11 protein-coding genes are annotated in these 13685 nt (G+C 62.6%); 6 read left to right on the top strand and 5 right to left on the bottom strand.

Annotation, left to right across the window (positions count from 1 at the left end; translation table 11 throughout):
* Window positions 1-280: 280 nt before the first annotated feature.
* Both FYK55_RS05700 and FYK55_RS05695 read left to right on the top strand, forming a co-directional pair.
* Window positions 281-1402 (top strand): ImuA family protein, encoded by a 1122-nt coding sequence (locus FYK55_RS05700; protein WP_150075434.1) that lies wholly within the window; start codon window positions 281-283, stop codon window positions 1400-1402.
* 58 nt (window positions 1403-1460) lie between these two features.
* On the top strand, window positions 1461-3164 hold the full coding sequence (locus tag FYK55_RS05695; RefSeq protein ID WP_150075433.1) for a Y-family DNA polymerase: 1704 nt from the start codon (window positions 1461-1463) through the stop codon (window positions 3162-3164).
* A gap of 53 nt (window positions 3165-3217) precedes the next feature.
* On the opposite strand, the gene FYK55_RS05690 is transcribed toward FYK55_RS05695, so the two are convergent.
* The 3 genes from FYK55_RS05690 to FYK55_RS05680 all read right to left on the bottom strand — a co-directional run bounded on the left by FYK55_RS05690 (window position 3218) and on the right by FYK55_RS05680 (window position 5969).
* Window positions 3218-3823: a lysophospholipid acyltransferase family protein gene (locus FYK55_RS05690; protein WP_150075432.1), complete on the bottom strand. Its 606-nt coding sequence runs from the start codon at window positions 3821-3823 to the stop codon at window positions 3218-3220.
* Entirely contained in the window at window positions 3820-4956 is a 1137-nt protein-coding gene (locus FYK55_RS05685) for a glycosyltransferase (protein WP_235908506.1), read from the bottom strand. Before FYK55_RS05685 ends, FYK55_RS05690 begins: the two co-directional genes overlap by 4 nt.
* Window positions 4957-5033: 77 nt before the next feature.
* Window positions 5034-5969: a polysaccharide deacetylase family protein gene (locus FYK55_RS05680; protein ID WP_150075430.1), complete on the bottom strand. Its 936-nt coding sequence runs from the start codon at window positions 5967-5969 to the stop codon at window positions 5034-5036.
* A 412-nt stretch (window positions 5970-6381) separates the two neighbouring features.
* Here FYK55_RS05680 and FYK55_RS05675 point away from each other — a divergent pair, with 412 nt between their 5' ends.
* Window positions 6382-7308 (top strand): hypothetical protein, encoded by a 927-nt coding sequence (locus FYK55_RS05675; RefSeq protein WP_150075429.1) that lies wholly within the window; start codon window positions 6382-6384, stop codon window positions 7306-7308.
* Window positions 7309-7369: 61 nt separating this feature from the next.
* Here FYK55_RS05675 and FYK55_RS05670 read toward each other — a convergent pair whose 3' ends face one another.
* Together FYK55_RS05670 and surE are read right to left on the bottom strand one after the other, a co-directional pair.
* The gene (locus tag FYK55_RS05670) at window positions 7370-8104 is read right to left on the bottom strand and encodes a PEP-CTERM sorting domain-containing protein (RefSeq protein ID WP_150075428.1); all 735 of its coding nucleotides are present in this window, start codon (window positions 8102-8104) and stop codon (window positions 7370-7372) included.
* 273 nt (window positions 8105-8377) lie between these two features.
* On the bottom strand, window positions 8378-9139 hold the full coding sequence (gene surE / locus FYK55_RS05665; protein ID WP_150075427.1) for a 5'/3'-nucleotidase SurE: 762 nt from the start codon (window positions 9137-9139) through the stop codon (window positions 8378-8380).
* A 637-nt stretch (window positions 9140-9776) separates the two neighbouring features.
* On the opposite strand from surE, the gene guaA reads away from it, so the two are divergent.
* From guaA to FYK55_RS05650, 3 genes are all read left to right on the top strand, one after another.
* Window positions 9777-11411 (top strand): glutamine-hydrolyzing GMP synthase, encoded by a 1635-nt coding sequence (gene guaA, locus FYK55_RS05660; RefSeq protein WP_150075426.1) that lies wholly within the window; start codon window positions 9777-9779, stop codon window positions 11409-11411.
* 6 nt (window positions 11412-11417) lie between these two features.
* Window positions 11418-13094 carry an energy-dependent translational throttle protein EttA gene (ettA, locus tag FYK55_RS05655; RefSeq protein WP_150075425.1) on the top strand — a complete coding sequence of 559 codons (1677 nt, stop codon included), beginning with the start codon at window positions 11418-11420 and terminating at the stop codon, window positions 13092-13094.
* 266 nt (window positions 13095-13360) lie between these two features.
* Window positions 13361-13600 (top strand): hypothetical protein, encoded by a 240-nt coding sequence (locus FYK55_RS05650; protein WP_150075424.1) that lies wholly within the window; start codon window positions 13361-13363, stop codon window positions 13598-13600.
* Window positions 13601-13685: the final 85 nt, after the last annotated feature.

The following is a 13685-nucleotide window of genomic DNA, read 5'->3' as shown; positions in this document are numbered from 1 at the left end:
GATTCCTGCTCCCGTGCTCGCGTTCCCGTGCGTGCCCCGCTGGTTAGCAGACCGACTGATTGTGCCTGATGAGTGGGGGGCGGCTGCCAATGGGTCGGTGTGGTTGTACCCCCGGCCCGCCGTCCACGGTATCCGGTTCGACCCGGTTCGAAGCAGGCCGCCGCCCTCCGGAGGGGACGAGAAAGACAGTTTAGATTGCTAGCATCGGTTATGCTTGCATTGTCCGCCGCTTCCGGTTGTGCACCCCCGTTTTCGCTTTTCCTTGGTCTGGATAATCGTCATGGCCAGCCAGCAACTCTTTTCGTTCATGAACGCCGCCGCGCCGGCTTCCGGGGCGAAAACGTCGGCACCCCGGCAGACGACGAAAGCGTCGGCGGCAAAGGCTTTCGCTCCAGCGGTGCTGAATGCGTCGGTGGCGAATGCGGCAGGCAATCCGGCCGCGTCGGATTCCACCGCGGCCGTCTGCCGGCCATCATCCCAGGCAGCGATCGAGCCCAACCGGGGCGAGGAATCTGGTCGCCGGTCTCCCGGATCCGAGCGTGAACGTCGTGATCGGGTGTTGCGAAAGTTGCGGGACCAGGTCGGTTGCATCACGACGATTCGGCGAACCGAAGAAGCGGTGTTTTCCACCGGATCGGACGTGATGAATGGCTGGTTGCCCGCTGGCGGGCTGCTGGCCGCGACGTTGACCGAGTGGGTTGCCGCTCATGAAAGTGCCGCGGCGGGGTCGTTGGCGCTGTTGGCCGCTGCCGAACGTTTGCGTCAGACCCCTGCCCGACCGCTGTTGGTGGTCGATTGTGACGGCACGTTCTATCCGCCGGCCGCGGCGGCGTTGGGGATCGCCGTCGGACGTCTGATCCTGGTGCGTCCTCCCACCGCCGGCGACGCGATCTGGACGATCGACCAGGCGCTCCGCAGCGGCGCGGTTGCGGCGGTCTGGGCGGCCCTGCCGATGCGGGTCGATGACCGGGACGCGCGGCGTTTGCAGTTGGCCGCCGAAACCGGCCGGACGCCGGGGCTGTTGGTGCGTGGCTTTGAAGCTCGGGGCAAGCCCAGCTTTTCCGAGGTGCAGTTCTACGTGGCGGAGAAACGTCGGCGGGCTGACGCTTCGGCCGGGGCGGATCCCTCGTCGGCCTTTCGCCCGCCCCGCCTGCGGACCGGCAGCGATTTCGAAACGATTTCGGTGACACTGGATCGCGTCCGCGGAGGACGGCAGGGGCAGCAGGTCACGTTGCAGATTGATGACCAAGCCGTGATCCATCCCCTTCCTTCCAGCGATACTCGACGGCATGAAACGGCTGCTAGGCATCTGGCTGCGGAATTGGCCAATCCAACGACTGCAAAACGAGCCTCGCTTGCGCGGGCAGACGCCAACCGAGCCGCCCCCGCAGCCACCGGCTAACTCGCAGCCACCGGCTAACTCGCAGCCACCGGCTAACTCGCCGGAAAGGGCTGCGCCAGTGGAGACAGCGCCGCGGCCGGTGATCCTGTGGCAGGCCGATCCCCGGGGCGGGCGCGTGGTCGTGGCTTGCTGTCCCCGGGCTCGTCGTTTGGGCGTCCGGCCCGGAATCGCGATCGCGCAAGCCACCGAACTGGTCAGCCATGGCCCCCTTCGCGGTGTTCCCCTTCGCAGTGGTGGGGACGGACGTCGCGGCCGCTCGGTCGCCGCCGCGGCCGAACGACCGTGGGTGGAGCAGCACGATCCGCTGAGCGACTCGATCGCGCTGCAACGCGTTGCGGCGGCCTTGCAGGAGCAACTCAGTCCGTTGGTGGCGATCGAAACGCTCGATCGCCGGCCGTGGGCCGGCCAAGTGATCAATCAGCCCGAGACGATTCTGTGTGACCTGTCCGGGGTCGCGCACCTGTTCGGGGGCGAGTCCGGCATTTTGGCGGCCGCCCACCGGTGTTTGGCGGCATTCGGGCTGAAGGCCAAATTGGCGATCGCCGACAACGCCGCCGCGGCCTGGGCCCATGCCCATTACAACCGCCGGGATGACTTTCTGTCCCAAGACCTGGTGGCGGATCTGGAACCGTTGTCGATCGATGCGTTGCGGATCGCGACTGAAACCCGGCACACGCTGGATCGGCTGGGGATCGAAACGGTCGGTGCTTTGATCCGGCTACCACGCGCCGGGCTTGCTCGCCGTTTGGGTGAGCCGCTGGTCAAACGTCTGGCGGAGATTCTGGGCGAATACGAAGTGCCGATGCACGTGATTCGGCAGGCCCCGCAACCTCAGGCGACGCACGTATTGCAATACCCGACCGACGACTTGCAGATCGTCGCCGACCGCATCGAAGGATTGACGCGACAGCTTGTCGCGCAGACGGATGGGCGTGGGGTTTTGCGTCTGGTGTGCCGCTTCCGATTGGTCGATGAACGGAGCTGGGAGCATCGCGTGGGCTTGTTTGCGCCGACCTTGGATGCGGCGTATCTGGGGGAACTGATTCACGCCGGGCTGCAGTCACGGCGGTTGCCGTCGCCGATCACCGCAATCACGCTGGAGGTCTTGCAGTCGGATCGGATGCGAACCACGCAGCGTTCGTTGTTCGCGGAGGACCCGGTGGGTTTGGAAAGCGACGGCGCCTCCCCGCGGTCGCTGTCGCGTCTGGTCGATGCATTGACGGTGCGGATGGGACGCGAGGCGGTGTTGGGCGTTCGGCTAAACCGGAATCCGTTGCCGGAAAAAGCGTACCGAACCTATTCGTTGACCGATCATTCCGTGCGGCGGGCGCTCCGCCAATTGTCGTCCCCCGCCGAGAAGAAGAAAACGAACGAGGACCGTACCAGCGATCACCCGTTCACGGCCACCGGCCGGCGACATCACGAACGGTTCGTCGCTCCCTCGTCACAAGATGCTCGGCGGCGGCCCGTGAAATTGCTGCGGAACCCGATCCCGTTGGCCGTGGTCCCGTCGGGATTGCCAGACCCCGGTCCCGCCCGCTCCGGCGGCAACGCGAATCGGTTGCCCGCCTTTCGCGTGCACGGTCAGGTGCACCGGGTGGCGTATTTCTGGGGCCCCGAACGGATCGAAACCGGTTGGTGGGAGGGGCCGTCGGTGCGGCGGGATTACTATCGCATCGAAACCGATCGGGGGCAGTTGTGGTGGGTCTTTCGAGACCTGCAGGGTCCGAACGCGTGGTTTTTGCACGGCCGTTTTTTCTGAACCGATCGACCGCCGGCCAGCCCGTCGATCAGGACGTCACACCGACTTGACCATCAAGCGTCTTTCAACTTTTGGACGGCTTCGCGAGCCCGTTTTAAGAACGCTTGCTTGGGCTCGCCGGATTCCAGGAAGATCGGGGCGCCGATCGTGATGCAGCTCAGCAGCGGGACCGGCAACACTTCGCCGCGGGGCAGGATGCGGTTGACGTTGTCAATGTACACCGGCACCAGTTCCAGATCCGGGCGTTTCTTTCCCATGTAGTACAGCCCGCTCTTGAATTCCCCCATCTCGTCTCCGGCGCTGCGTCCGCCTTCCGGGAACACGATCAGGGAGTACACGTCCCCCATCTCTTCCAGCATGATGTCGATCGGACTGCGGTGCACTTTGATCTCTTTGCGGTCGATCAGCAACGCGTTGAAACTTTCTGCCATGTGAGGCTTGATCCAGCCTTGTGACCAGTAGTCCTTGGCGGCAACCGGCCGGGTGATCGCACGCAATTCACGCGGCAGCGCCGACCACAACACCACCGCGTCCAGGTGACTGGTATGGTTGGCAAAGTAGATCCGCTGGCAGGTGTCCGGTTGGCAATCGACCCAGCGCACGGTGAAGCCGCTGAAGAGCTTGGCCAGCATGACGATGAAGTGACTCGTGATGGTCATGCGGGAAGTTTACTTTCCCGCGTGCTCCTTGCGAAGCGTTCTCGCCGGCTGGCCCGGTCATACAGCGTCGTCGCCAGCTCTTGATACCCGCGAACCATCGACTCCAGCGATCCCTGCCGCAAGACCAGCTCGCGGCCGGCTTCGCCCATCCGCCGACAAACGTTGCGGTCGCCCAGCAGGTCGTCCAGCAGGGATTCGATCGCCCGCGTCATGGCATTCAAGTCGTTCACCGGAAACAAGCTTCCGGTCCGACCCGGCACAACGGTCTCCGCCACCGATCCGACGTCGCTGGCCACCACCGGGATCCCGCAGGCGAGCGCTTCCAGGATGGAAACCGGCGAGGCTTCGTTGAGTGAACAGAGCGTGAACACGTCCAGGGCCGCAAGCAAACGCGGCGTGTCGCTGCGGGTCCCCAGAAAGTGCACTTGCCGGTCGATCCCCAATTCTGTTGCCAACGTTTCCAGCGAGGTCCGCAGCGGTCCGTCGCCGACCACGATCCAGTGCAGTTCCGTTCGATGGCGAAGTTCGGCCGCGGCCTGAAGCAACAGCCGATGATTCTTTTCCGGACGCAACGCCGCGACGATTCCGACCAGCTGCGCGTGTTCGGGCAGGCCCAATTCGTCACGCACGTCACCGCGGGCATCCGCGTCGGGTTTGAAACGTTGGCAATCCACGCCGTTGGGGATCACATGCACTGTTTGCTTTGGAAACTTCTCGAAACGCTGCAGGAACTCGCCGTGTGATTTGGCGACCGCGATGAACGCGTCCGTCAGCGGCGTGAGCAAGCGGTTCAGCCGCCCCACACCGTCGGGCCACCCCGTGCTGTGCAAGGCCGATGCGATCACCGGGACCCCGGCCAGAAACGCGGCCAGGCGGCCCCAGAACATTTTGTCCCCCGCTCCCACGGTGATCACGACGTCCGCACGGTGGGCTCGTATCAGCCGCATCAATTTGAACAAGACTCGGACATCCCATTTGCGTCGGAGCAGTCCGCTGTGAACAGGGAACTCCGCAGAGATCGTTTCGCCCAGCGGGCCGGGTTCCTTCAGACAGACCACTTCCGGTTGCAGCACCGACGGATCCAGTCTTCGCAGCAAGTTGACCAGCAGCGTCTCGGCACCGCCCACCGGCATGCTGGTGATCACGAACTGGCATCGCAGCGGCCGGATCTGATTGCGGGGCGGTACCTTGCGCCACCAACGACGCAGCGTCATTGCGGGGCACCGACGTGGGGGCGATCCGACTCGGCGGCATTGGTTGCGCTCGCTTCACATGCCAGCCGATCGCATTCCGGCGCCCCGGAGGATCGACGTGTGGGGTCCGGTGTGTCGTAAGGCACTGGGGGTTCGCGTCGCAGTTTGCGGGGATCAAATCGCACCCAGTTTTGGAACCGGCTGAATTCCGGGTCGCCGTGGAAGCGTCGAAGATGGAACGCGTCTCGTCCGGGCAGGTTGTAGCCGCCAAAGGCACTGCAAAAACTGGCCAGCCCTGCGCGACGGACGCCTGCGATTGCGGCCCGAGTCAGCTGGGCGGGCATTCCGAACGGAAAGGCGAAATGTCGGACCGGGTGTCCGATCAACTGCTCTAGTTCGTCTTTGCCCTGGCGAATCTGTTGATCGATCTGGTCGGGGGCGGTCAGTGTTGCGAAGTCCACGTGGTCACGGGCATGAAGTCCGATCTGGACGCCATGATCCGCCATCTCTCTTAGCTGGCGAACCGTGTTGACGGCCAGCGGAGCGCCGTTCTGCTGGTCGTGGGGGAACGGCCGTTGATGGACGATGTGGTTGACCGTCACAAAGTAGGTGCAGCAGACGTGTCGCTCGATCAGCAGCGGAATCGCAAAGTCACAATTCTCCGCGTAGCCGTCGTCAAAGGTGATGTTCAACAAGCACCGGTCGTTGCGGCCCGATTCCATCGTGGCCTGGATGACATCCAATGACGCCGGCGTCAGGCGATCACGGCAGTAGTCCAGGTGGCGGGCGAATTCCTTCCGCGAGATGGTCCATGGATTGGACGTGTGATCCGCCACGCGATGATAGAAAGGCACCAGCGCGGGCGCACCGCCGCCGGCAACACGGCGCCGCAAGCCGGCATCATGCAGGGGGCCGCAAATCGCGTTTCGGGCTTGGCGGAGCAGGCGAAGCATGGGGCGTCGTGCCGGACCCGGTCGCGACGGATCCGCGAGGTCTGAAGGGCGGCGGGGGGCCCGGGCAGAGGCGAAGGGGGTGGAGCGTTTGGAGGGCTGGATGCTGGACCGAGCGTGCCAAGTCCGGTCGTGATGAGGGAGGCAGGACGGGGCTGGCACGCGGCGGTCGCAAGCATCCAGGTTCCAGCTCGGGAAAGCCGTTACGAAAGCTGTAGGTCACCGAAAGTTTGCGGAGCTGGATTTCTGGCGACCTTTCGAATCGGAACACGGCCGCAAGGCGGAATTGCCGGCTTTTGCGGTCAAGCCGATTTCAATTCGAAATGACGGTTTTTCCAGCGGTTGGACTTTCGACAAAATCTTCAGATTTGTTAAAGCCCAGATGCACCCGTTATCTCGCACACACGATTTGATCATGCGAAATCACATCTTCTCCGCTTTTTCGTCTCTGGCCCTGGGCTCGGTTGCACTGATCGGTGTGTCCGGCTTGGCGGGTTGCCGCAATGCAACCAACGGGGCGGTTTCGTCGATGGGCCAGGCGTCGCCATTGACGCCGGTGTCGCCGATGCAACCCGGGGCGATGCTATCGCCGGCGCCTGGCGTCAGCGCCACGGGGGCACCCACCCGCGTGCCGCCTCCGCCGACCGGTTCCTACCAGTCTTCAACCAACTACGGGGCGTCGATTCCTGGTGGAGCTTCGTTGGGCCCTGGCGGAGCTTCGTTGGGCCCCGGCGGAGCTTCGTTGGGCTATGCACCGACCGGTGCAATGCCATCCGGAGCGGCACTGGGATCCTCCGGGATGACCCGCGGGGTTACCGAGTTGAACGCCTCCCCGCCGATATCCAACGGAGTCGCGGCCAATGCCGGCGGGTCACCGGATTCGTCGGTTCGCCAAACGGGTTGGGTCAGTGAAGGATCCGCGACACCCAACACGACGACCTTCGGAGCGGGATACGACAACACGACGCCGCCCGGAGGCAGCACCGCGCCATCGAACGCGCCGGGCGTTTCCTCTCCGGCCTACGGCGGAATGCCGGTGATCGATTTGACCACCGCTCCGAATCCGCCGGGCTACTATCCCCAACAAGCATCGAACTTCACGCCCACCTCGGCCAGCGTGCCGTCTGGACCCACGATCGGCCAGTCGAACACCAGCACCTTCCAGCGTTCCGATGCGACGGACTTCGATTCGGCAACGTCCGTTGCGTCGCGACCGGGATTCGAAGGGGCCAGCCGGTTCGGGTCCGCTTCGCTGCCGTCAACGGAGCCCTTCCCCACCAATTCAAGCGACCCGAGTTCCGGGGACGGTTTGCAGTGGCGGCGTCCGTCGCCGCGTTTCTAGTGCTTCAACTGCCCAGCTTTTGTGCGGCAATTCGGTAGGTCAGGCTGTGCCTGACGTCTTGCTATCGATCGATGCAAAGTCCCTTCCGTCGTCCGCCACGACGCATCAACAGCGAAACCCGTCGTCCGCGACGACGCATCAACAGCGAAACACTGCCCAGCAGCAGCAGGGAGACGACGCCCGGTTCCGGGACGGCGCTGACCAGGTTGAAAGTCAAAGCGTAGTCGGTGATCGCACCGGTTTGCTGGATGTAGATCGAATAGTCGCCCGATGGCAGGGGCGCGGTGAAGCCGCGGCCCGCCACGTTGGCGCTGCGAGGCAGGATGTCGTTGCCCAGGTCAAAGCTGCTGAAGGTCGTTCCGCCCAAGAAGGCGTCGTCGGGCAAATCGCCGAAATTGACCAGATCCAGCTCGAACGTGTTGTACGGGAAAAAGGAATCGTCGTTGATTCCGACAAATGCCAGGCTGTCGGTCGATTCGTAGTTGTCGACCACCATGGAGGTCCACTGAACGCCTGTCGGAACGTTGAACGTGAACACATCGACGTTCCCGACACCCTGGGAACTTTCCACGGTCCCCACCACCGTGTTGTCGCCGATCGTGAAATTGATCGGCTGGGGCGCCAAATTGTCCGACGTGAGTTCTCCGTCGACCGCTTCGTCGTAAACGATCGCCGCGGGCAGCGGCCGGACTGAAGCGGCAAGTGCCAACAACATCACGATCAGGTGGCACCGCACCGGAAGGTGCCGCAGGAGAGCATGTCGGAAATGAGATTGCGATTGAGAAGAAACCGCCATGGAGCCGATGTTGGGCTTGGGGGAAAAGGCACAACCGTTCGCGTTGCCGAAGGTTTTGCCGGGAACGTGACGCCGGCCCGGCGCGACCGATCGTCAAGGATAGCTCTCCGGTGAAGCCGGCTCCACAATCGGCCGAAACCAATCCCCAATTTCTGGCCGCCGATCCCCCCGGATGGCACCGGCCGGCGTGTTGTGCCGATTCTGCCGACGGGACGTCCATCACAGCCGATTCAATCAACGTCCAGCCGATTCGATCAATGTCCGGCGGTCGGATCAAATCTTGAGTCCCCAGGACCGCATTTTCTCCGTGACCCCATGGTTGGTCATATCGAATTGCAAGCAGCTGAGAGTCACGTTGCCTTTGCGTAATTCGGTGATGTCCGTTTGTTCCGGCGGAGGCTGGGCGGGCTCTTCCCACAGCGCCCAGTAATAGTCCCGCCCACCGGGGTCCTGGCGTTTCTCGTAGCGGTTGCCGTACTGTGCCAGCCCCATGGGAACGATTTGCAGTTCGGCGGCCGACTGGGTGGCCGCGGTGGGAATGTTCAGATTGAAAAGTTTCCCCTTGGCGTCCGCCGTGCGGGCGATCCCCGCGACGATCTTTTTGGCGATCACCGCGGCAGATTGGAAGTCGGCGTCGGGGTCGTACTCCAAGGAAACCGCGACGCTGGTGGTGCCGAAAAAGGCTCCCTCGATCGCCGCGGCGACGGTGCCGCTGTAAAGCACATTGATGCCAGCGTTCAGCCCGTTGTTGATCCCGCTGACCACCAGGTCGACCGGTTCGTCCCGCAGCAATTCGGCAATCGCCAGTTTGACGCAATCGGCCGGGCTTCCTTCGACGGCCCAAGCCCAGTGGCGTCCGTCGCGATGAATGGACTTGCCCACCAGCGGAGTCAGGTAGGTGATGGAATGGCTGACGCCCGACTGCTCGGTCGCGGGCGCAATCACAAACACCTCGCCGAGGTGCCGGAGTTGTTGTTCGAGCGCTGCCAGTCCGGGGGCGAAGACTCCGTCGTCGTTGGTCAAAAGGATTCGCATGGGGTTTCCAAGAGCGGGTCGTGTTGGGGAGCGATGAATCTGGAGCCGCTGATTGGATGCGACAGCGTCGTAACGGGGCGTGGGATCAGCGGTGGGGCGGACCGTGTGAGTGGTGAACGATGGCGCGGCAGAGAAGATTGCCGTCGCGGTTTGCACTCCGGCGGGACTCCGTCACGTACCGACGACACTCCATCACGGAAGCAAATCCGGCGGGTGGTCGCGGCGGTGCTTGGCCCCCGACCGGCAGCCATCCGGCTGCCTGAAACGGCGACGGTGTCGACGCGTCGGTCGTGTCCAGAAGCGATCCGCAAGGTTTAGCCCCTTGGGGATCCGCAGAGCATTTTCTACACTCCCCGTTTGGTCTTGGCGACGGCAGCGGACATGCCGGCGGGTGGAACACGCGTTTTTCGGACTTGCTCTGATTTTTCGGACTTGCTCTGGCGGCTCGGACTTGCCCGGGCGTGGGCGATTCGATCCGGCGTGGTCGATTCGATCGGTGTCCCGCGACCACGCAATCGTCACCCAAACTTGTTGCGGCCGTGTTGCTTCCGTTTCCGGCGGAATGGCGTGCACGCGACAAGCGGCGGATTCCCAGTCACGATTTGCCTTTCCGGCTTCCCACACGACACACGTTTGCATGAGTGTATCGCCAGCCCATCCCGCTGATTCATCCGATCCCTCCGGATTGTCGGGCGATCCCAAGTCGTCCCCGGACGCCGTCGCGCCGGCCCTGACCGACCAGCGGATCGTGGTCCTCGATTTCGGATCGCAGTACGCCCAACTGATCGCCCGCCGAGTCCGCGAGCAGAACGTGTACTGTCAAATCCTTCGCCACGACCTGTCGGCCGAACGGATCGCCGAGTTGGCGCCCAAGGGGATCATCCTGTCCGGCGGGCCGTCCAGTGTTTACGACGAGGGGGCACCGCGTTGCGATCCGGAACTGTTTCGCTTGGGGATCCCGGTCCTGGGGATCTGTTACGGGATGCAGTTGGCCTGCGAGGCGTTGGGGGGCAAAGTCGACAACACCGAAACCCGCGAGTACGGGCACGCCACCTGCCAGATCGTCCAACCGGGGACGCTGTTTGACAAGTTGCCCGACGCGATCGACGTGTGGATGAGCCACGGCGATCAGGTGTCGTCGATCAGTGATTCCTTTGAGGCGCTGGCCCGCACCCGGACCTGTCCCTACGCCGCCATCGGGCACAAGGAACTGCCCGTCTATGGGATGCAGTTTCACCCCGAAGTGACGCACACGCCGCTGGGCGGGCAGGTGCTGGCCAATTTTGTCCGCGGCATCTGCGGCTGCGAGCCGAACTGGCAATTGAGTGATTTTGCGGAAGCCGCGATCACGCAGATTCGGGATCGGGTCGGCGACCGCCGGGTCATCTGCGGGCTCAGCGGGGGTGTCGACTCTTCGGTCGTTGCGGCGTTGCTTTACAAGGCGATCGGCACCCAGCTGACATGTATCCTGATCGACAACGGACTGCTTCGGAAAAACGAGCAGTCCTTGGTGATCGACGAATTCAGCAACCACTTCAAGACTGACCTGCACGTGGTGCATGCCGAAGACCGCTTTTTGGCGTCCCTGGCCGGCGTCGCCGAACCGCAGGAAAAACGCCGCCGGATCGGTCACGACTTTATCGAATGCTTCAAGAAGGAAGCCGAAAGCATCGACAATGCGCACTTTCTGGCCCAGGGCACGCTGTATCCCGACGTCATCGAAAGCGGCGCCGATCCTGACGGGCCCGCCGCGACCATCAAGTTGCATCACAACGTCGGCGGACTTCCCGAAGAGCTCGGTTTTGAATTGATCGAACCGCTGCGTGATCTGTTCAAAGACGAGGTCCGCCGGTTGGGCTTGGAATTGGGATTGCCGGAAAAGCTGGTCTGGCGTCACCCGTTCCCGGGCCCGGGGTTGGCCGTTCGTTGTCTGGGCGAAGTCACCCGCGACAAGTTGGAGGTGCTTCGTGCGGCCGATGCGATCGTGATCGAGGAAATTGAAAACGCCGGCCTGTATCGGGAAACCAGCCAGACGTTCGCGGTGTTGTTGCCGGTGCAGAGCGTCGGCGTGATGGGGGATGCCCGCACTTATGACAACGCGATCGCCGTGCGCAGCGTCAACACGAACGATTTCATGACCGCTGATTGGAGCCGGTTGCCGTATGACCTGTTGGCTCGCATCAGCACACGCATCATCAACGAAGTCCAGGGCGTCAATCGGGTCTGCTACGACATTAGCAGCAAGCCGCCCGCGACCATTGAGTGGGAATAGGATCACATGTCCAGGCAGTTCATTTATCAAGTCACCGGATTGACCAAGAAGCACGGCCAAAAGACCGTGCTGGATGATGTCCATCTGGCGTTCTATCCCGGCGCCAAGATTGGCGTGTTGGGGCCCAACGGCGCCGGAAAGTCGACGTTGTTGCGGATCATGGCCGGTCAGGATACGGAATTCGATGGCGTGGCGCGGTTGACCAAGGGGTTCACCGTCGGCTACCTGCCCCAGGAACCGCCGTTGGATGAAACCAAGACGGTTTTCGAGAACGTTCAGACCGCCGTGGCCGAACGCCGCGCAATCGTCGATCGGTTCAATGAGATCAGCATGCAGCTGGGTGACGTCACCGACGACGATCAGATGCAAAAGCTGTGCGACGAAATGGCGGCGTTGCAAGACACGATCGATGCCTACGACCTGTGGGAACTTGATCGTCACGTCGAAATGGCGATGGCGGTCATGAATCTGCCGCCTGGCGATGCCGACGTGACCAAACTTTCCGGCGGTGAACGCCGGCGCGTCGCATTGTGCCAGCTGTTGATCCGGCAACCGGACCTGCTGTTGCTCGATGAACCGACCAACCACCTGGACGCGGAATCCGTGTCGTGGTTGGAACAGCACCTGGCCAAGTACCCGGGGACGGTCGTCGCCGTGACGCACGACCGATATTTCCTGGACAACGTCGCGCAGTGGATTTTGGAAATCGACCGCGGCCGCGGCATCCCGTTCGAAGGCAACTACACCGCCTGGTTGGAAGCCCGGCAAAAGCGGATGCAGTTGGAACAGCGCCAGCAGAAAGCCCGTGAACGGACCTTGGCACGCGAGTTGGAATGGATCCGGATGAGCCCCAAAGCCCGCCAGGCCAAAAGCAAGGCGCGGATCAAGGCCTATGAAGATCTGGCATCGCAGACGTACGAAGATCGTCCCGACGATTTGGAAATCCAGATTCCCTCCAATCGCCATTTGGGCGACCTGGTGATCGAGGGCAAGAACATTCACAAGGCCTTCGGCGAGAAGGTGTTGATCGACGACCTGACATTTCGGCTGCCCGCCGGTGGCATCGTCGGCGTGATCGGCCCCAACGGGGCCGGAAAGACCACCCTGTTCAACATGCTCACCGGCAAGGAACCACCGGACAGCGGCGAGTTTCGCGTCGGCGACACAGTGGATCTTGGCTACGTCGATCAGAGCCGAGATTCCCTCCAGGACGACCACACGGTGTTCGAAGAGATCAGCGGCGGGACGGAGACGATCGTGCTGGGTGGTCGCAATGTCAACGCCCGCGCCTACGTGTCACGGTTCAATTTCAAAGGCCCCGACCAGGAAAAGAAAGTCGGCAAGCTGTCCGGCGGTGAACGCAACCGCGTCCACCTTGCCAAACTGCTCCGCCGCGGTTGCAACGTGCTGCTGCTTGATGAGCCGACCAACGACTTGGACGTCGACACGTTGCGGGCGTTGGAAGAGGCGATCCTGAACTTTGCCGGATGCGTGGTGGTGACTTCGCACGACCGCTGGTTCCTGGATCGCTTGGCAACGCATATCCTGGCATTCGAAGGCGAGGGCCAAGTGACGTGGTGCGAGGGCAACTTCGAAGTCTACGACCGGAACTTGCGTGAACGGTTGGGCGAGGATCCCGACACCGTCAAACAGGCACGTTACAAGAGTATCCATGCCGGATGACGCGTCCGATCCACCTCAGCGATTCTTTGAACGCGCTTGCCGGCAGTGGTTCCGCCGCCCGCCCGATTTCCCCGGCGAAGTTTCGCCGTGTCGGGCATCCTCGTGCGGCGAGCTCCACGGATCACCCAGGACCCGTGAGCAGTCAGCGATGACGCGTCGACGCGGCCTTTGACCCTAGCGAAATACCCTACCTGATGAACGCCCATTCGCCCCAGTTCGCGGTGGGCATTTGTGATTCCCCAAGACTTAGCAAGGAGCTTTAGATCATGACGATTTTGCGCGTCGGAACCAACGAACAGTACGCCAACAATTGGGACTCCATTTTTAGCGGCCGGAAGAAGGCTTCCAAGAAATCGTCCAAGAAGAAAGTCGCTGCGAAGAAGGCGTCCAAAAAGAAGACGACGTCAAAGAAAGCCTCCAAAAAGACCGTGACCGCCACGAAGACGGTTGCCAAGAAAACCGCCAAAAAGAAGGCAGCCGGGAAAAAGAAAAAAGCGAAAGCGTAGGAGAGATCGTTTTCGAAGCGGACCGGGCGTCGCAGCCATCCGTCACGATTTCGTCCCGCGCAGGGTACGTCCCGCACAGGGTACG

It is taken from the genome of Roseiconus nitratireducens, from assembly GCF_008629675.1.
Classification (GTDB): domain Bacteria; phylum Planctomycetota; class Planctomycetia; order Pirellulales; family Pirellulaceae; genus Stieleria; species Stieleria nitratireducens.
Note: the sequence above shows the minus strand (reverse complement) of the source record. Positions and strands in the feature narration are given on the sequence as shown.